The 18197-nt window shown below is 37.4% G+C and carries 18 protein-coding genes and 1 pseudogene; 5 read left to right on the top strand and 14 right to left on the bottom strand.

Annotation, left to right across the window (positions count from 1 at the left end; translation table 11 throughout):
* Positions 1-350: 350 nt before the first annotated feature.
* The 4 genes from BLV99_RS16785 to ftsY all read right to left on the bottom strand — a co-directional run bounded on the left by BLV99_RS16785 (position 351) and on the right by ftsY (position 3970).
* Positions 351-1016, bottom strand: a complete 666-nt coding sequence (locus tag BLV99_RS16785) for a DUF2057 family protein (protein ID WP_092692726.1) — start codon at positions 1014-1016, stop codon at positions 351-353.
* A gap of 206 nt (positions 1017-1222) precedes the next feature.
* The gene (locus tag BLV99_RS16780; protein ID WP_092692723.1) at positions 1223-1816 is read right to left on the bottom strand and encodes a nitroreductase family protein; all 594 of its coding nucleotides are present in this window, start codon (positions 1814-1816) and stop codon (positions 1223-1225) included.
* A 198-nt stretch (positions 1817-2014) separates the two neighbouring features.
* Positions 2015-2701 (bottom strand): nitroreductase family protein, encoded by a 687-nt coding sequence (locus tag BLV99_RS16775; RefSeq protein ID WP_092692721.1) that lies wholly within the window; start codon positions 2699-2701, stop codon positions 2015-2017.
* Between the two features lie 171 nt (positions 2702-2872).
* Complete coding sequence (gene ftsY, locus BLV99_RS16770; protein ID WP_086185755.1) at positions 2873-3970, bottom strand: signal recognition particle-docking protein FtsY; 1098 nt, start codon at positions 3968-3970, stop codon at positions 2873-2875.
* Positions 3971-4202: 232 nt separating this feature from the next.
* Between ftsY and BLV99_RS16765 the strand changes: the two genes are divergently transcribed.
* Together BLV99_RS16765 and BLV99_RS16760 are read left to right on the top strand one after the other, a co-directional pair.
* Positions 4203-5543, top strand: coding sequence for a M16 family metallopeptidase (locus BLV99_RS16765; RefSeq protein ID WP_092692733.1), 1341 nt, complete (start codon positions 4203-4205; stop codon positions 5541-5543).
* A gap of 11 nt (positions 5544-5554) precedes the next feature.
* Positions 5555-7153, top strand: coding sequence for a M16 family metallopeptidase (locus BLV99_RS16760; RefSeq protein WP_092692731.1), 1599 nt, complete (start codon positions 5555-5557; stop codon positions 7151-7153).
* Here the strand turns inward: BLV99_RS16760 and BLV99_RS16755 are convergent.
* Positions 7083-7400 carry a hypothetical protein gene (locus BLV99_RS16755; RefSeq protein WP_086185753.1) on the bottom strand — a complete coding sequence of 106 codons (318 nt, stop codon included), beginning with the start codon at positions 7398-7400 and terminating at the stop codon, positions 7083-7085. The two genes, BLV99_RS16760 and BLV99_RS16755, sit on opposite strands and share 71 nt — an antisense overlap.
* A gap of 106 nt (positions 7401-7506) precedes the next feature.
* Entirely contained in the window at positions 7507-7866 is a 360-nt protein-coding gene (locus BLV99_RS16750; RefSeq protein ID WP_092692718.1) for a hypothetical protein, read from the bottom strand.
* A gap of 223 nt (positions 7867-8089) precedes the next feature.
* Here BLV99_RS16750 and BLV99_RS16745 point away from each other — a divergent pair, with 223 nt between their 5' ends.
* The 3 genes from BLV99_RS16745 (at position 8090) to BLV99_RS16735 (ending at position 9400) form a co-directional block, all read left to right on the top strand.
* A complete protein-coding gene (locus tag BLV99_RS16745) occupies positions 8090-8323 on the top strand; it encodes an SEL1-like repeat protein (RefSeq protein ID WP_004651856.1) in 234 nt (77 codons plus the stop codon).
* Positions 8324-8461: 138 nt separating this feature from the next.
* The gene (locus BLV99_RS16740; RefSeq protein WP_092692715.1) at positions 8462-8836 is read left to right on the top strand and encodes a DUF2750 domain-containing protein; all 375 of its coding nucleotides are present in this window, start codon (positions 8462-8464) and stop codon (positions 8834-8836) included.
* Between the two features lie 132 nt (positions 8837-8968).
* Positions 8969-9400 (top strand): CBS domain-containing protein, encoded by a 432-nt coding sequence (locus tag BLV99_RS16735; protein WP_086185750.1) that lies wholly within the window; start codon positions 8969-8971, stop codon positions 9398-9400.
* A gap of 149 nt (positions 9401-9549) precedes the next feature.
* On the opposite strand, the gene trpB is transcribed toward BLV99_RS16735, so the two are convergent.
* The 8 genes and pseudogenes from trpB to BLV99_RS16695 form a co-directional block, all read right to left on the bottom strand.
* Positions 9550-10758 (bottom strand): tryptophan synthase subunit beta, encoded by a 1209-nt coding sequence (gene trpB, locus BLV99_RS16730; protein WP_092692712.1) that lies wholly within the window; start codon positions 10756-10758, stop codon positions 9550-9552.
* 44 nt (positions 10759-10802) lie between these two features.
* The gene (locus BLV99_RS16725; RefSeq protein ID WP_092692709.1) at positions 10803-11990 is read right to left on the bottom strand and encodes a vWA domain-containing protein; all 1188 of its coding nucleotides are present in this window, start codon (positions 11988-11990) and stop codon (positions 10803-10805) included.
* Positions 11991-12371: 381 nt separating this feature from the next.
* The gene (locus BLV99_RS16720) at positions 12372-13970 is read right to left on the bottom strand and encodes a bifunctional aspartate transaminase/aspartate 4-decarboxylase (RefSeq protein ID WP_092692706.1); all 1599 of its coding nucleotides are present in this window, start codon (positions 13968-13970) and stop codon (positions 12372-12374) included.
* Between the two features lie 57 nt (positions 13971-14027).
* Entirely contained in the window at positions 14028-15713 is a 1686-nt protein-coding gene (aspT, locus tag BLV99_RS16715) for an aspartate-alanine antiporter (protein WP_092692703.1), read from the bottom strand.
* A gap of 422 nt (positions 15714-16135) precedes the next feature.
* The gene (locus BLV99_RS16710; RefSeq protein ID WP_086185745.1) at positions 16136-16987 is read right to left on the bottom strand and encodes an AAA family ATPase; all 852 of its coding nucleotides are present in this window, start codon (positions 16985-16987) and stop codon (positions 16136-16138) included.
* Between the two features lie 21 nt (positions 16988-17008).
* A complete protein-coding gene (locus BLV99_RS16705) occupies positions 17009-17392 on the bottom strand; it encodes a hypothetical protein (RefSeq protein ID WP_092692700.1) in 384 nt (127 codons plus the stop codon).
* A gap of 26 nt (positions 17393-17418) precedes the next feature.
* Positions 17419-17727 (bottom strand): YcgL domain-containing protein, encoded by a 309-nt coding sequence (locus BLV99_RS16700; protein ID WP_092692728.1) that lies wholly within the window; start codon positions 17725-17727, stop codon positions 17419-17421.
* A 128-nt stretch (positions 17728-17855) separates the two neighbouring features.
* A pseudogene (locus BLV99_RS16695) lies at positions 17856-18110 on the bottom strand (ribonuclease D); the annotation flags it as partial.
* Between the last annotated feature and the right edge of the window lie 87 nt (positions 18111-18197).

The following is an 18197-nucleotide window of genomic DNA, read 5'->3' as shown; positions in this document are numbered from 1 at the left end:
ATCAACCAGTAAAAATCCACACAAGTTGTTCTTCATAATCTCTTAATGATCTTCTTAATACTTCGTCAGTAATTAAGTCGCTCAACTTGATATTCGTTAACAACTCAGCACCTCGTGCTTCGTTTGTTTCCGGCTATCTCGTCGGGATGCTGCGTATTCTATACAGTTTATTATCTTGCGCAACCCTTATTTATCAAAAAACATCAAAAACACAATCGGTTGTTTGTTTTTTAAACTAAAATACTATTTTTAGCACTTTTAAAATCTTTTTTCGGCTTTTTTCATCGATTAATTGCAACAAAAATAAAAAACCAGCTTCCTCTGGTTTTTTATTTTCAATGATGAGTGAATCAATTTGCTTGTTCAGCCAACCACCCCATAAATTTTTGACGTTCAGCTTTACTCGACTTTTGCCAAAGCTGGATAAGTTGCTGATCTGCTGTATTTGTAGCGTTAGCCAATACACTAGAATTCAAAGAAGTTGCTACAGAAGCTCCAGTTTGTGAATAAACAGGTGCTGGTTGGTTAACGGGTATTCTTTTCTTCTGAGTTAAATCTGTTGCTTTTGCAAAAAGACCCTGTGCTAACCAAGGTTTTGATTCTGTATTTGCACCTGTTTGTTGAATCAGCATTTGGTTGTTGTTATCAAATAAAGCCACAACAGGCTGTTCAGCATATTTCTTTGCTGCTTCAAAATTTGCTGGTGTATTCACTAATTTTAATTGGTAATTTTCACCATCTTTTAGCGGTGGTGTCTTTAATGTAACTACGCCTGACTTAACAATATCATGCTCACCATTTAGATGTTCAAAATATTGGCTGTAGCGCACGCTAAGACTAATTTCACCTGCATCGACTTTATAGTGATTATCCGCTGAACGAAATAGCCCTGTATTAACTTCTTGATCATTCACAGCAAGGATTTTGATTTCTTCTGGTGCTGTAAGTGTTACCGCTGAAAATACAGTACCGCTCATTAGCAATGCAGCCACAGCAAAAGTTAATCTTAAAGCCATTCTACTTTCTCTTTATTCATCATTAAAATTTAATTGCACTATGCAATGTATAAATGACGATTTTATGACAAAGCTATTTTTAATACCCAGCATTCTCAAGTATTTGTTGAGATAAGCTTTCCATCTTAATAGATATCAAGCTACTATTTTAAACCATAAAAAAGAGCGCAATTTAAGCGCTCCGTATAAACTGAATGAAGAATAATTTAGTCGAATTTTTTAAAACGTACTTCATTATCCATAAATGTTTTTTCTCCAGCAGCGGCTTCGATAGAACCAAATACCAATTGCGCACGTAATTTCCAATTCTCAGGAATACTAAAAGCCTCTGCAACTTCATGATCAATTACTGGATTGTAATGCTGTAATGACGCTCCAATGTGATGCTCAGCCAATGCTGTCCACACTGCAAACTGTGCAATGCCTGTTGAATGCTCTGACCATGCTGGAAAATGATCTGCATATAACGCAAATTGTTCTTGCAGTGATTTTACCGTGTCTTGATCTTCAAAAAATAATGCTGTTCCATAACCTGCGGCAAAACTATTAATTTTTGCATTGGTATTTTCAAAAGCTGCTTCTGGCACCATTTTACGTAATGTTTCACGCACGATATCCCAAAATTTTGTATGTGATTTGCCATATAAAGTGACAACGCGGGAAGTTTGTGAATTAAAAGCAGAAGGACTATGACGAACTGTATCTTTAATAATTTCTTCTATTTGATCTTGTGTTAATGCAACATTATTACCAATTGCATAAATAGTACGGCGTTGCTTCATTTGATCTAAAAATGACATTGGATAACCCTCTTGGTATTTTGATAAGAATTATTAGGATGGTTTTATCTTATGTTAATTCTAGAATGAATACATGACTAAAAAAGTGACATTGTGTTTTATTTATAGAACAATCTTATGCACTATTTTCTCATTTTCCTGTCGATTTAAAGACATAAAAAAGCACCTAACATAAAGGTGCTTTTTTATGTCTGCCAATTAGACAAATATTTTAAAACGATCACTATCTTGAGGATCAATTTTTTCGTCAGCCTCTCGCTCAATTGAACCAAAAACCAATTGCGCCCGAAGTAACCATGACGATTCAATACTCAAGTATTGCGCCACTGCGGAATCTATACTTGGATTATAGTGTTGCAGGCAAGCCCCAACCCCCGAGTCAGCCAAAGCAGTCCATACTGCATATTGTGCCATGCCTGAAGTTTGTTCTGACCAAATGGGAAAACATTCTGAATTAAAAGGAATTTGCTTTTGTAATTGTTGAATGGTGCGCTGATCCTCATAAAAAAGAACCGTACCAAAACCTGCTGCATATTGATCAATTTTCATTTCTGTACCAGCAAAAACATGTACAGCAATTATTTTACGTTGTACCTCTTTAACAATTTCCCAAAACTTTGCATGAGAATCACCAAACAACACCACGATTCTTGAACTTTGAGAATTTAAAGCAGAAGGGCAACTTCGTACCGCCTCTTGAATCAGTTCTGCCAAGTATGCTTGGCTAAAATGAACTTTTTTCCCCAGCACATGAATGCTACGACGTTTTTTCAAATGATCAACAAAAGTTAGTTCATGTATTTCTTCAGCAACTTTTTTTTTCAGTTTAAAGTCTTTGGTGATATCAGAGGTGAGAACATGCCCAATTTTTTCTAATAATGCCACAGTAGTACTCCCCAATACAGATACTAAAGCTTTTGATTCCTTATATTCTAATCATATATAAGAGACTTCTTTGCATAAGTTATTTTTATATGTTGCTTTTTAACGCAAACAATAAATTCAAAAACAACAAACTCCGCATTTAGCGGAGTTTGTGTGAAACATTAAGCATTTTTACTTTTCTGTTTCGAATAGTGCTGCAACAAAAGATTTTGCTGAGAATGGGCGTAAATCATCAATTTTCTCACCCACACCAATAAAACGAATAGGGACATGAGTACGGCTTGCAATATTAAAGAGCACACCACCTTTGGCAGTACCATCCAGTTTAGTAATGGTCAGCCCTGTTAAACCCACCGCCTCATCAAACATTTCAACTTGATTAATTGCATTCTGACCTGTACCTGCATCAACCACCAACATAATTTCATGTGGCGCTGTTGCATCAATTTTTTGCATGACGCGTTTTACTTTGGTCAGTTCTTGCATCAAGTGGCTTTTATTATGCAAACGACCAGCAGTATCTGCAATTAATACGTCAATCCCTTTTGCACGCGCACTTTCAAAAGCATCAAAAATCACTGAAGCACTGTCGGCACCATGACCTTGTGAAACTACTGCAATATTATTGCGCTCGCCCCAAATTTGAAGCTGTTCAGTTGCGGCAGCACGGAATGTGTCTCCAGCCGCTAACATGACTTTTTTACCTTCGCCTTGTAAGCGTTTAGCCAATTTACCAATGGTGGTGGTTTTACCCACGCCATTGACACCCACCACCAAAATCACAAATGGGCTTTTATTTGGGTCAATATGTAAAGCTTTTACGCGTGGTGCAAGTAAAGCCACCAATTCTTCTTGTAAAGCTTTATACAATGAATGTGAATAGATTAAATCACCACGTGCAGTACGTTCCGTTAAATTAGCAATAATGGTTTTCGTCGCATCTACACCAATATCTGCAACCAATAATTGCTCTTCAACTTCTTCAAGCAGTTCATCATCGATTTCTTTACCACCAATGAGGATATTCACCATCCCATCAGCAAGATTTTTACGGGTTTTGGTTAAACCCACTTTCATACGACTAAAAAAGCCACCAGAAGTATCTTCTTGCACTGTTTCTGTGGCTACAGGCGCAGAAATAGTTGTCTCTTCTTTTTGAGTTTCAACAATAGGTACATTTACCGCAGGTAAATTCGGTAAAGTGACATCGTCATCCCCGATATCAGCATCAATCAAAAATTTATTTTGCCCATTAGATTGCTGTTGCATGCCGAATCCTTGAAAAGCATTGCGTTAAAAAACAAGGATTCTAGCATAGATTTTCTCTGCAATCCCCAGTAGACATTGAGCACACCAAAAACGAACAACTTCGCCTTGCTTTGAAATCGAAATTTCTTAAAAATAATCCTAAATACAATTAATCACTTTGGTCAATATTGTGCTCAAAAGTTACGTACCACCTTTTCCAAAGCTGTCTTTTTTTAAAAAGCATTTTTTAGCCATGTGCTTTGCATTACTCACAATACAAAGCAGCTTAGGGCATGCTGAAACACGTAGCACATTAGCACGTACTACATTTGAAACGACCCTTAAAAATGGTTTAAAGGTGATTATTCGTGAAGACCATCGCTCCCCAATGGTCATGACTCAAATCTGGTATGGCGTTGGAAGTAGTGATGAATCGGGGAACTTACTTGGCATTTCTCATGTTCTTGAACACATGATGTTTAAAGGCACCAATAAAGTTCCAAATGATGAGTTCACTCGCTTAAGTCGTATTTATGGTGGCAGTGTCAATGCTTCAACCTTTACCAACTACACCAATTATTACCAGCTTTACCCTAAAACCTATTTATCCATGGCTTTAGAACTTGAATCTGACCGTATGAGTAATTTGCTGTTACGTCAGCAAGATTTTGAGCCTGAAATTAAAGTGGTGATGGAAGAACGTCGTTTACGCACCGATGACAATCCAAGATCGTTGGCTTTTGAACGATTCAAATGGATCAGCTATCCAACCAGTCACTATCGACAACCCGTGATTGGCTATATGAAAAATCTTCAGAATATTCAGCTTGAAGATGTCAAAAAATGGTATCGCGATTGGTATACGCCCAATAATGCCATTTTGATTATTGTCGGTGATGTTGATTCAGAAAGTACCTTACTTCAAGTCCAAAAGTATTTCGGTGATATTCCGGCTAGAAAAACCCCTCCACGCAATGATGTCTTCGAGTTTGATCGTGTCGGTTACCGCCACATGGAAGTCAATTTACCTGTACAAGTACCGAATTTATATATGGCATGGAATGTCCGCTCACTGGTCACAGCAAAGAATCCACAAGATGCTTATGCGCTCACCATTATTAAAAATGTATTAGATAGTGGTATTTCCTCTCGGCTACAAGATCGACTAGTCAGGGACAAAAAAGTTCTGAGTGCGATTAGTGTTTCTTACGATCCTTATAATCGAGGAGATAGCTTATTGAGTATTTCTGCATTACCCACCGAAGGTGTGAGTTTACAAGATGCAGAAAAAGCCATTCAACATGAAATTGATTTATTAAAGACGGAACTTATTCAAACTGAAGAAGTTGAACGTGTGACTGCTAAATTCGTCTCTAATTTAGTTTATAGCCAAGATGATATTGCAGGTCAAACCAAAATGATTGGCAACTTAGAAATCAATGGTTTAAGTTTCCGTTTAATGGATGAACTGCCTAAACATTTTGAAACAGTAACCCCACAAGATATTCAACGCGTTGCGAATATTTATTTTGTCCGTGACAACCTCAGCACCTTATATCTTTCTCCTGTTTCACCTGAAAATAAAGCTCAATAATGGAATTTCATATGTTTAAGCTGCGACTTTTTATCTTACTCAGTTCCTTTATTTGCGCTCAATCCGTTATTGCTGATGTGGATTTAAATAACGTAAATTTAAATAACCTAGGCGATGATCATCCGATAGAGTTAAAATCAATTCCTCTTTTACAAAGCTTGAAAAATGACAATCAGCAACTTCAATTTCATGCTCCTTATGTACATGAACTGAAAAATCGTTATAAAGTTCGAACATTGTTTGTCGAATCGCAAAATTTACCCATCATTGACATTCAATTGACCTTCAATGCAGGCTCAGCACGAGATGAAGAAGTCGCCTCTGGCTTATATGGTGTTGCCAACATGGCTGCGCAACTGCTTGATGAAGGCACCGAGGAATATACCGCTAACCAAATTGCCAGTGCTTTTGAAGCGGTTGGTGCTCAATTTAGTGTGAAAGCTTATCGTGATATGTTTATTGTAAAACTGCGGGTATTATCCGATCCCAAGAAGCTTGAGCCTGCATTAAGTATGCTGCTGGAAGTTTTAAATCATTCCACCTTTAAACAATCCAGTATTCATTTAATGCTCACCAATACCCAAGTGGGTCAAAAGCAAGTTCAAGAAAACCCAAGCCGAATGATGAATATTCAATTTTACCGCGCCTTATATGGAAAACATCCCTATGCTGAACCCATTACGGGAACGCAGCGCAGTATTAGTAAAATTACGCCACTCGAACTCAAACAATTTAGCGACCAATTTTTAGTGGCACAAAATATGAATATAGCCATTACAGGTCAACTGAATTCCAAAGAAGCACTCAAACTTTCTGAACGTATTACAAGTCATTTAAAACAAGGGGAAAAAGCAAAACCGCTCACTCAACCCATAGATAAATCTAGTTTTGACATTCGGCATATGGCTTTTAATTCTAGCCAAGCCCATGTCATTATGGGGCATTTAGGCAACACACGATTTGACTCAGACCGTCTAGCTTTAGAAGTTGCAAATCAAATGTTCGGAGGAACTGGCTTTAATTCGGTTTTAATGAAAGAATTGCGAGTCAAACGTGGTTATACTTATGGCGCTTATAGTTCATTTTCATTTAGCCAAGTCCCCGGAACTTTTAGTCTTAGTTACTCCACAAAACAAGACCAACTCCTTGACAGCATACAGGTGGCTCATCGGGCTTTAGTCGATTTCGTCAAGCAACCGATTGATCAAAAACAATTACAAGAAACCAAAGCAGGGATGTTGCGCGCTTTCCCCAATAATTATAGTAGCAATGCCAATATTAATGCTCAACTAGGCTCAATGGGGTTTTACAACCAAACTGCTGACTATTTAAATGAATACCCGCGGTTATTAGAAAAACTGACTGCACAAGACGTACAAAATGCGATTCAAAAACATCTACACCCTGAACGACTTACAATTATCGTGGTGAATGACAAATTAGATAAAAAAGCATTAGAAATCATACTCAATCAAAATCTAGCACCTCAAGCACCGATACTTGCACCACCATCAATAGAGCAAATGCCTAAAACAATTATTACTCCACCTGCAAAGGAGGTAATTGATGTGCCTGTGTCATTTCCAAATGATGCGCCTGCATCAATTTAAAATATTGCCCGTAAGGAACCTGTTGTTGCTGCATCAGGGACAATGCCATTTGTTGAGTGTCTGGATAACTGGCTTGAGATGAAAGTTTAATTACATTTTCAAATTGCGTGAGTGAGATGGGACGTTGAAGGGCAATTAAAGCAAGCATTAATATAATCGCAATAATTGTCACGATGAGCACGTTATAAACATATTCAAGCTTTATATTAGATTTAAATTGAACAATTTTTTGTATAGCAATATGCATAGCCTACCTCGAACTAAAGATAGTTTAGGGGGCTATATTCAGAAGTACAAGCGGATTTGCTCAATTTCAATGCATTTGTAACAGAAATTGAGCAATCCTCATCAGCTTATGCAACAATATTTCTGATCACTGCAAAATAAAGAACCAAAGCAATAATCCCTAATACAAGCATAATCGCAAAAGCACTCAGACCTTTTTCTGAATCTACGGAATGTAGCTCATCATCATCTGCTATACGCTTTAACTCACCATTGTAAACGCTATAAAAGTCTTCACGTTGTTGTGGATCTAATTGGCGTGTAAAATCATAAACTCTTTTTCGCTGTGCTAAACAATAGTCCCCTAAGTGAATTTCTTCATGAAAAATAGCTTCATCTAAATTTTTTCGATGTTGATGAGCCAGCTCAACAATTTGAGAACTTGTTGGAGGCAAATCAAAAGTCAAACCATCAAATGTTTTTGTCATGTTCTTCTCCTTATATATTTACAACTTCCAGTATATGTATATTAATAAAAATTCATTTTGTAGATTGTTTAATCATGTAAACTTGTTTTTATAACTACAACCCACATATATTATTTGACAATTCAAGTTTATTGTAATATTACTTTAACAAAGCTAAGTTAAATTAATATAAAGACAAATTGAACTGTCTTTTAGCAATCATAATTACAATAAGGAGTTTTATATGATTCATCAACTCTCTCACCAAGACTTAGAACATGTGTATGCAGATGCAGTAAACACTATTCAATCACAAATGAATTTTTCAGATGCGGTTCAACAGTTGGAAGAAGTCGCACGTGCTGGGCATGGTAAAGCAGCATTGTTCTTAGCAGAACTTTATTATCAAGGTTTTCGTGTAGAACGAGACTCACTCAAAGCACAATACTGGCAGAATTTAGCCACTATGCAAGCCTAATAAAACGTCACTAAGGTGGCGTTTTTTAAACCCTATTCTTTTTAAATACATATTTATTTACATTGTTTCTTAAAGCTTACACTGAACTTTCATCTAAATTTCTTACAATAGAGTCTGAATTCAATAGACGTTTTTAGCATGAAACAAATTAATTCATTACAACTTATTCCTAAAGATTTATTCTTTAAAATTACCATTTTAAAATCAATGATGTACTGTGGCGTACTTTGGGGTTTATATCACGAACAAGGCTGGGCAATGATGTCTGACCATCAAGATTTCATTTTTCCATTTTGGCTTAACAGTGTCCAAGCACATAAATATGCACAACTACATTGGCCCAATTACACTCCCCGCAAAATCACCCCAAATGATTTCCAAGACTATCTACTTCCAACATTGACTCGTTTACACGTTACCCCTGCACTATGTAACGCTTCAAGCCAAAAATTTAAACTAACTACTCAACAAATGCGTCATTTCTTTTTCTCTGAGGCTTTAAAACCTGCTTAATTTTATATTTAAGTCGTTAAAGTCAAATAAAGAGAAATGTAAAATAAAATTTCTGACTTGAAAAGTCTTTGCATTTTTCTTATTTCGCGCTAAGTTTAATGTCAAACAATAAACAACAAAGGGTGACTATAAATGACCAATGTAGCACAAGTTATTCAGAACAAAATTGAACAAAACATTTTTACGATTAGCCCTGAATCGACTGTACTTGAAGCAATTTCACTTATGGCAGATAAAGGCATTGGTGCACTCGTGGTCACTGATCAAGATAAAGTCGTGGGTATTCTTTCTGAACGCGATTACACACGTAAAGTCATACTCATGGAACGCACGTCTAAAGAGACTACTGTCAGTGAAATTATGACTGCGAAAGTGCTTACCGTCACCAAATCGAATAGTGTTGAAGATTGTTTAGACCTCATGACAGATCGCCATCTACGTCATCTACCCGTTGTTGAAAACGATAAACTGATTGGCTTAATCTCAATTGGTGACTTAGTCAAAGTCGTGATGGAAGACCAACGTAAATTAATTGATCAATTACAACAATATATTGCAAGTTAAGTTTTCAAAGCCGATAAAAAAACCTCTCAATTGAGAGGTTTTTTACCCTTCTAAATCCCCCTCAACAACAGGAGATTTTTACTCATCTTTTTATAAAAATGAAGAGAAAGTCCTTCTGTTAAAAAGACGACTTTAGGGAGGTTTTATGATTAGTTTAAGCCTAATTTTTCGGCCACATAGTCAGCATCTTTATCCCCACGACCAGATAAGTTAACCACGATTTTTACATCTTTCGCCATTTTAGGCGCTTCACGGATAGCCCAAGCCACAGCATGAGAACTCTCTAGTGCGGGAACAATTCCTTCCACTCGTGACAATGTCATAAATGCATCTAAACATTCTTGGTCGGTTGCCGTTGAATATTCCACTCGACCTAAATCTTTAAGGAAACTATGTTGTGGCCCAACACCGGGGTAATCCAAACCAGATGCAATTGAGTGTACAGGTAAAGGCTCACCCTGCTCATCTTCAAGTACATAACAAGCCATGCCATGCAGCTGACTTGGTTTCCCCAAAGTCAACGTTGCTGAATGCATATTGGTATCTAAACCATGACCAGCAGGCTCAACCCCTACAAGTTTCACATCAGGTTCATTCAAGAATGCAGTGAATGCCCCCATCGCATTTGAACCACCACCTACGCATGCAACAATGTAAGCTGGGTTTGAACCAAAACGATCCTTGGTTTGAACTTTAATTTCGTCACCAATAATAGACTGAAAGTCACGAACCATTTTTGGAAATGGGTGTGGCCCCACCACTGAACCAATCGCATAGATAAAATTTTTCGGGTCTTTTAGATATTCATCAAACGCACTGTCTACAGCATCTTTTAATGTGGCGGTTCCACGTGTTACAGCAATCAGTTTGGCACCCAAAATTTTCATTTTAACGACATTTGGATGTTCTTTTTCAATATCTACTTGCCCCATATGAATTTCACATGGAATACCAACAAGTGCACACGCTGTTGCTAAAGCAACGCCATGTTGACCAGCACCTGTTTCTGCAATCACTTTGCTTTTACCCATATATTTCGCAAGTAAAGCTTCACCTAAACAGTGATTAATTTTGTGCGCACCAGTGTGGTTTAAATCTTCACGTTTAAGATAAATTTGCGCCCCGCCCAATTGGTCCGATAAACGTTTTGCATGAAACAATGGACTTGGACGACCAACATAATTGGCAAATAAATCAGCTAATTCATTTTTAAATTCAGCCGTATGACGAATTTGTTCATACGCAAGATTAATTTCATCCATTGCTTCTTTTAAATGAGGCGGAATAAATTGACCACCATATTGTCCAAAGAAACCCTCTTCGTTTGGTAATGGAATACCATTAATTTGATGATTCATTATCCCCCCCTTACATTTAAAAGAACGTGTTCATTTCGACACGTTTAACGAGCTAAATATTTAGTCATATCCTCTACACCCTTTAAGGTCATCGGATACATATGATCTTCAAAAATCTGTTTAATTAAGCCAATGGTATGCGTGTAATGCCAATAACTGTCTTGTTCAGGATTGAGCCATGCTGTTTTTTCAAAATGCTGACGTAAACGCTGTAACCAAACATTGCCTGCTTCATCATTCATATATTCAACCGAACCACCAACCGATGTCAGCTCATAGGGTGCCATACTGGCATCCCCTACGACTATTACACGATAGTCACGACCATAGGTATTCAACAAATCCCATGTGTTCATACGCGTACTAGAACGGCGAATATTGTCCTTCCAAACATAGTCATATAGACAGTTATGGAAATAAAAATATTCCAAGGTTTTAAATTCAGTTTTTGCAGCACTAAATAGCTTTTCACATTGAGCAATGTGTGAATCCATTGACCCACCCACATCAAACAACATTAAAACTTTTACTCGGTTACGACGCTCAGGAACAAGCTGAACATCCAAAATGCCCTGCTTTGCTGTTTCGCGAATGGTGCCGTTAATATCCAGTTCTTCAGCAGCACCCTGACGTGCAAATTTACGTAAACGACGCAATACCATTTGCATTTGGCGAGTGCCTAAAATCTGCTCATCATCCAGATTCTGATATTTACGCTGTTCCCACACTTTAACCGCTGAGCGCTTACGACCCGGCCCACCAATACGCACACCTTCAGGATGATCACCAAAAGCACCAAATGGTGATGTACCGCCCGTGCCTATCATCTTATTACCACCCTGATGCTTCTTGTGTTGCTCACGCAGACGTTCTTCCAACATCTTCATTAGCTCTTCAAGTGAGCCAGCTTTTTTAAGCTCTTCGCGCTGTTCAGGTGTGAGATGTTTTTCAAGCAGTTCAAGATCGAACCAATCTTTCGGCAATTTATCAACTTGATTGAGTAAATCATCCAAATCAAAAGTTGAAATACCCTCAAAATAATCTTTCATGGCACGGTCGAACTTGTCAAAGAAACGCTCATCTTTAACCATAACCGTTTTTGCTAATTGATAGAATTCATCTTGATCCGCAAAAACCAAACCTTCACTTACGGCATGGTTTAAATCGATTAGTTCACGCGTTGATACAGGCACACCGTATTTTCTTAAGGTATAAAACAATCGTACGAACATCGGTAAACAAATCCTTTTAAATTCAAGGTAGTTATTAAAATATCTGCAACCTTGCTATACTTCTAAAATTTTATAAATCGCATATAATTGTTGATGCAAATCATTGTACTATTATGTTTGATTGTAAAAATGAAGTAAAGTTTAAGCATGGCCTGAATGGTCGTTCGTTTTATTTGCAAACAGAAAAATTTAAAGATTGATTAAATTTAATATGACCAATAAAAAATAAGTCTAAAGCTATGTCTTTTAAAACTGATTAGAACGATTAAATAACAAAAGCACTACAGCCCTGTAATTAAAAACTTAGAAATAAAAAAGCCCTACAAAACATATTCATCTCGTAGGGCCAACTCAGTTAACGACGTTTCGCCTCCCCCAATGCTATTTTTTTTTCGTGACTTGTTGATATTCACGATAAGTTTCTTCAGCAAATTTGCGTAATGAATTACCAATTGCAGCATATTGATATTCATTTAAATTCGCCAAGGAAGCACGAGCTGAAGGATGTGATACACCAAAACCAGAACCTGGCAATAAAACAACCCCAGTTTCATCTGCAACCCGGAATAATAATTCTGTTGGGTTTTTATTTTTTATAACCCAATCTGCAAATTCATCTCCATAAAGTATCCGTGAAGTATTTTCAAGATTGATCAATGTATAATAATCAACAGCATTAGGATCTTGGGGAACATCTACACCTAATTGTCGATATAGGGTTGCATCACGATCACGCACGACAGATTTAACTGCTTCTTTATAGTTTTGTCTTGAATCCATCATATTAAATAAAGCAAACAATACCATTTGAACCTGTTGTGGCGTTGAAAGTCCTGCGGTATGGTTTAAGGCTACATTACGACTATCCGCCACCAAACGATCAATAAATTTGATATTTGCAGGCTCTGTAGTCAATGATGAGTAGCGTTCTTCAAGTTCTTTTTTATCTTTCTTTGAAAGTGCCGCAATCTTGTGGTCGAGAATATTATTATTGGATAAAGCAATAACTCCAAGCCGCCAACCCGTAGCTCCAAAATATTTCGAAAATGAATAAACTAAAATTGTATTGTCTGGGCATATTGCGAAAAGGGATTTAAAATTATCAGCAAAAGTTCCATAAACATCATCGGTTAGAATAATTAAATCTGGACGCTTTTTCACAATATCCGCCAGAATTTCCAAGCCCTCATCACTCATTTTCACTGAAGGTGGATTACTTGGATTAACTAAAAAGAATGCTTTAATCGAAGGATCTTCAAGTTTACGAAGCTCCGATTCAGGATATTGCCATCCTAAATTTGCATCAGCCTGAATTAACACCTCTTCAAGTTGATAGTCATTCAATTTAGGAATTTCTAAATATGGGGTAAAAATTGGAGTACCTATCGCAATTCGATCTCCTTTTTCTATGATTTTATTTTCTTTCAAAGAGTTAAAAATATAGGCCATTGCAGCTGTTCCACCCTCGACAGCAAATAGGTCAAGGGATTCTTTTGCCATTCCCTGCACACCCATTTCTCGCAATACATATTCTTTTATAATCGTTTCACTAACACGAAGCATGCGGTCAGGTACTGGGTAGTTGCAACCTAAAACACCCTCAACCATTTCAAGTAAAAATGCATCAGGATCTAAACCCAATTGATCTCTAACATAGGAAATAGCTTTCCCCAAAAAGACCACGCCAGGTTTATCTCTATTTTCTAAGATAAAATGATCAAAGCGCGACTGTAATCCTTCAGAACGAGGAAAACCACCTAATCCCTCTGGCATATAAGAAAAAGAAAACTCTGATTCAGTCGCAGAAAATAGCCCTAATTGGAAAAAAGCACGACGAGGAACAGTGGCTAAAAAATTGGGATTTCCTCGACCTGCATTAAGCATCATACGATCAGTGCGGCTTTGCGCCAGCTCAATCAATTTATCTTTTAGCTCGAATGGGCTTAATTTTGAATATTTAGAGTAATCGACGTTTCCCATGGAAAGTCTCCTTCATTGTATTAAGTCATATTGATGTTTATTTTCATTAAAAAAGTATTATGCTAAGCCCACAATGAGTGGACCGAGTAACGTCAAAGATACATTTGCTAATGCATAAGTAATTGCAAAGGGAACGGTTGGGATTGAATTTCCGGCTTTATCTAATACACCACCAAATGCTGGATTAGCACTACGAGCACCTGACAGTGCACCAGCCATAACAGCAACGTTGTCGTAACGCAGAACATAGCGTGCAAAAAGCATGGAAAGTAGCAATGGAACCAAGGTGACTACAACACCAATCATGAACAGAGAAAACCCACTTTCCTTAATTGTTTGAATAGCTTGTAGTCCAGACTGAAGTCCTACTGCAGCCACAAATCCAGCCAAACCTAAGTCTTTCAGAAGTTGAGATGCGGCTGGAGGCATATTGCCATGTACTTGATTACGACTACGCAACCAACCAAATAACAACCCTGAAAGTAGTGCACCGCCGCCTGCACCCAATGTGAGAGGCACTCCACCTACACGAATAACAAATAAACCGATAATTAAACCCACGACTAAACCTGCGCCATGGAAAACCCAATCCGTTTTCAAGCTCTCAGGTATTGCTTGACCACCTTCTTTGATGAGCCGATTCAGGTCATTCTGAGTACCATAAACAGTAATGACATCACCTTGCAGTAGAATAGTATCATCGCTTAATACGAGAGAATCTCCACCTCGTTTAATACCAAGTACATAAATACCATGCTTTAAATATAACGGTGTATTTGCTTTTACATCGCCTAAACTACGATTAATATATTTGGAATTTTTAAGAATTACATCTGTGGTATCCATCACCATTTCCATGCCTTGCGATGACTGAAGTTCAGCACCGATATAACTGGAAATAGCAACCACACCCGCACGACGCCCAACAACCAAGACAATATCATCCGTCTGTAATACCGTTTCAGGTGTCACATCCATCAATTGACCTTTTCTTTTCAAGCGCTCAATAGTGATATTGCTTGCTTCGGCTTCAATATCAAATACAGTTTTACCATTAGCTTGTTCAATTTTATAAATTCGCCCAACAATCTCAGGAATTGCTAGCTCTTGTCCAGGTGCAAGCTCAAACGCCCCCTTTAAACGTTCAGATTGTGCCTTAATCGCATCATCTCGGATTTCACGTCCCATAAATCGAGGAAGAATATTGACACAAACAATAATCGCCCCTAGCGAACCAAAAATATAGGTAACTGCATAGCCAATAGCGACGTTGGCTTGCAAGCGCTGAATTTCTTCAAGAGGTAAATCAAGTCGGGATAATGCATCACCAGCAGTACCAATAATGGCAGATTGTGTCATTCCGCCTGCGGCCAAACCTGCAGCTAGACCCTTGTCTAGATGGAAGATCTTTGCCATGACCAAAACAGTAATTAAGCCACACACTGCCATAAAGGCAGCCAATAATATTTCTTTGATTGATTCTGGCCCTAAAGATTTAAAGAACTGAGGACCACTTTCAAAACCTACGGCATAAATAAAGAGTGCAAATAGAATTGCTTTAATACCATTATCAACAGGAACACCCAATAAACTTAAGACAACTGCGACAAGAAGAGAGCCAGCTACACCGCCAAACTGAAACTTTCCAAACTGAAACTGCCCTATCCAAAACCCAATTGCGAGAGATAAAAAAAGCAATATCTCGGGACTATGTTTTAATTCATTTTGCAACCATTCCATTATTTATCAACCTCTCATTATCTCTATTGGTAAATACAAGAGTTATGTGGAGTTATTCATTCTAGGATTAATACGCTAAATACATATAGGTATAATTTTAGAAAGCCAATGATTTTTCTTTTTCAATATTTTTTAAATTTTCAACTCATAACATTTATGACTTTTTAATATTAAATAGCAATTTTAAAATTATTAATTTTTGTAAAAGTTTAATTCTTAAAGGCAAAAAGAGCTTTATTTTTGAAATCATGAATCGCAATATAGGTCTTGTCAAAATATTGAATTCACTACACTTTTTTGTCATGTTTAACTCAAAATAAAACTCGAGATAACCACTAAATCGCGCATATCATTACTTATATTTTCAAATAAAAAAAGCTGCATCAGCAGCTTTAAGTATTATGGTCAAAGTATAAAAACATCCACTAACGTCGCGACATGAAAGCGAGGCGCTCTAGTAATTGTACATCTTGCTCATTCTTAATTAGTGCACCATATAAAGGTGGAATGGCTTTTGATTTATCATGATTACGCAGTACATCTTCAGGCATATCATCTGCCATCAGCAAACTTAGCCAATCAATCAATTCAGAAGTTGATGGTGGTTTTTTTAACCCCGAAACCTGACGAAGTTTAAAGAAAACTTGTAAAGCTTGATTCACCAAAGTTGCCGAAATTTTAGGAAAATGCACATCAATAATTTCACGCATTGTGCTTTCATCTGGGAATTCAATATAGTGAAAGAAACAACGACGCAAGAAAGCATCGGGTAATTCTTTTTCATTATTCGAGGTAATAATCACAATCGGACGTTGAGCCGCAGTAATGGTTTCCCCTGTCTCATACACAAAAAACGACATTTTATCGAGTTCGTGTAAAAGGTCATTTGGGAATTCAATATCTGCTTTATCAATTTCATCAATCAGCAATACACAGCGTTCTTCACTGGTAAAAGCTTCCCACAATTTACCAGGTTTAATATAGTTTTTAATATCATGCACACGGTCATCACCCAACTGGCTATCGCGCAAACGCGAAACCGCATCATACTCATACAAACCTTGCTGCGCTTTAGTGGTAGATTTAATGTGCCAAGTCATAAGTTTCAAACCTAGACTTTGTGCCACTTGTTCTGCAAGTAATGTTTTACCTGTACCTGGCTCACCCTTCACTAGCAGAGGTTTTTGCAATGCACGTGCAGCTTTGACAGCTAATTTTAGACTTTCAGTGGCGATATACTGATCTGTACCGACAAATTGTTGAGTATCAACAGACATGATTTAACCTTATTGTTTTACTTAAAGTGGTGAACTATTTTTGTTTACTGCAAATTTTGCTTTTTTGGCTGTGTATTGGGACCATAAATAGCCAACCACCAAACCAAGCCCAACAACAAATAAAATGAGTGATGCATTTGACCACACCAAAGCATTTTCTTTGGTCAAAACACCAAATAACAAACCAAAAATTGCTGGAGCGATGGAAGCATTATTACCTTCAGAAACCGTCGGGGTGAGTAAAATCGCGAATCCCATAATCCACGTTATACCACCAAAAGGTTTAGGCAAGCGTTTTGCAATCGCATACCATGACCAAAGCATAATGACACTTCCTAACAAATAAACTGTTATAGCAATGCTATCTTCAGGAATTGAATCTAGTAGTGCAAGAAAACTATTCATCGTGAACTCCAACTCCTGAATCGACTTTAAGCACCGCGCAAACCTTCTGGTGCAACTGCATTCGGATTGATTAATCCTTCTGGAGGAACCTGAATAAAGAAGCCTTTATTTTGAATTGAATCCATCACATGCAAAACATTCACACGGGCTAATTTGCGCTCTTCAGATAACTCTAAATTCATGACAAAAGTTACGCGACCAAATGCTGCACGCATCGCTTCAGGTAAAATTTCAAGCGGGCTAGCTGCTTCAGCTTCATTTTCAGTTGGCTCAGGACGGGCAATGTAAAGATACATTTCAGCTTTTTTGCTAGATTTGAAAATTGAACAATGCATAGTTGAAACAGTACTCATTAAACTTGGCTCAAGCATACAACAAAAAAAAGACGGATACATTAGTGATTATTAACGCATCGGTCTTGATTTTGTATAAATGATAATTCTTTAAGCAATCTGGCTAAAGATTATTCCATCACCTTCATTTGAGTCGATAGATAGTTTTCATCGGCATGTAAAACATCAATCAATGGTTTCGTTAACAAATCATAGCGCCAACCTAAGAGGTAAGCCGGTAAATCTTGTTCATCATTATGGAAGACCACATGCTGATACAATGCATTGAGCCATTTTTTACGCATCAATACTTCTTTAGGTATGGTCGTTTCATTCACCACAGCTTGAATAACAGCATCGACCTTTTCACCAATATCTGGCGAATTCAAACATGAGGTGCGACAGTTTCAAAAGCCATATGATAATCAACAAGCTGAGCAAATTTCTCTAATGGTGTAAGCCAATCTAACGCC

Source organism: Acinetobacter kyonggiensis (assembly GCF_900107285.1).
GTDB classification, from domain to species: domain Bacteria; phylum Pseudomonadota; class Gammaproteobacteria; order Pseudomonadales; family Moraxellaceae; genus Acinetobacter; species Acinetobacter kyonggiensis.
This window is presented reverse-complemented; position numbering and strand designations above follow the sequence as displayed.